This window comes from Sphingomonas sp. 28-62-20, from assembly GCF_002281505.1.
In genome coordinates this window covers 1-1,525 of record NZ_NCGH01000068.1, presented here as the reverse complement: position 1 = coordinate 1,525, position 1,525 = coordinate 1, and the positions used below count along the sequence as shown (strand labels likewise).

At 63.2% G+C, this 1,525-nt stretch carries 1 protein-coding gene and 1 pseudogene; both read left to right on the top strand.

Annotated features, from left to right (window positions below; translation table 11 throughout):
* A partial coding sequence (locus B7Y43_RS20050) for a toprim domain-containing protein (protein ID WP_374133421.1) occupies nt 1-571 on the top strand: 571 nt, incomplete at its 5' end.
* Between the two features lie 69 nt (nt 572-640).
* A pseudogene (locus tag B7Y43_RS20045) lies at nt 641-1,525 on the top strand (methylase); the annotation flags it as partial.

The window sequence follows — 1,525 nt, the reverse complement described above, 5'->3', positions numbered from 1 at the left end:
GTATCTTCAAGCACGCAGGATATACACATCATCCCCAGAACTGCGCTTCAACCCGCAGACGATCATCGGCAAGGGAAAGGATCGGCGCAGCCTTCCGGCGCTGATCGCGGCCGTGAGAAATGAGCTCGGCCTCGTTGCCGTGCACCGCACATTCCTTGACCCAGCCGACATTCTGCGACGCCCCTTCCGCAAGCCCAAGCTGGCTTTGGGTCTTCTGGGTTCGGGCAGCGTACGGTTTGGCGAGCCCGACGACATACTGGGTATCGCCGAGGGCATTGAAGATGCCCTGTCTGCCTCCGACTGGTTTCAATTGCCCGTCTGGGCCGTGCTTGGTGCCGAGCGCTACGCTCATGTTGGGATTCCGTCCCATGTGAGGCGTGTGATCGTTTTCGGTCAGAGAAACAAAGCGGCGAAGATTTGCCTGGGGCGGGCGCGCGAGCACCTCGCCGCTAAGGGGCGGGTCGTGGAGGAATGGCTCCCGTCCGAGCATGATGACTGGAATGACGCACTTCGCGATCGATTTGCTCGCAATGCTCTCCCTCGGACCGAGATTCACCTACATTCCCACTGAAGAGAGGGGAGGAGGCCTCCGGCTTGTTGATCCGGTGATGAGCACCGGGCGACAAGAAGGAGACCCTCGATGCGCACCTCAGCCGCAGCTCTCGAACTCGATTTCACTGAACCCCCGATTACCGCCGCCAAGGCGGTTGCCGACACCATGGCCAGGCATGGGTCGCTCCAGCGCGACACGCTGCTGTGGGTCATGGAACAAGCCTATGGTGGTTCCTCGGCCGATGGTCGCTGGTCGCTTCGCGACGCTTACGACATGCTCGAACTCGCCCAGGTCATGCATCTGGCCAAAGCCGACCTTCCCTCCGCGCCGAACGATTGTCTTGCTGCGCTGACCGAGTTGGTCGCCAACCTGCCGACGCACACGGTTCGCAGTGAGGAGCAGATCGAACTCCAGCAATTCTCGACTCCCGCCCCGATCGCATACTTGGCCACACTTGCTGCCCGGATCACCCCGACCGACCTAGTCCTCGAACCCTCTGCCGGCACCGGCCTTCTGGCGGTCTTCGCACGGCGCGCCGGTGCACGCCTAGTCCTCAACGAAATTGATCCGGCCCGCGCCGAGATGCTTTCTGCCGCCTTCCCAGGTGTGGCTGTCACACGTCACGATGCCGAGCTGATACACGATCTGCTGCCACCCACGATCCGACCCACTGCCGTCCTCATCAACCCGCCATTCTCGCGCAGCATCGGTCGGCACGCCGACCCGCTGGCTGCCTTCCGGCATCTTCGCGCCGCACTCATGCGGCTTGGCGCCGGAGGCCGCTGCGCTGCGATCCTGCCCGATCGCATCGACACATCGAGCCGCGCCTGGGCCAAGGCGACCGCGGGTTGCGCGCTGACCCTCCACCTCGAGCTGCCGGCGAACGCCTATGCCAAGCATGGCACCAGTCAGACAGTGAAGATCATGGTGCTGGAGAAAGGCACCGGCGATCACGCAGAGCTGCTCCGGTGC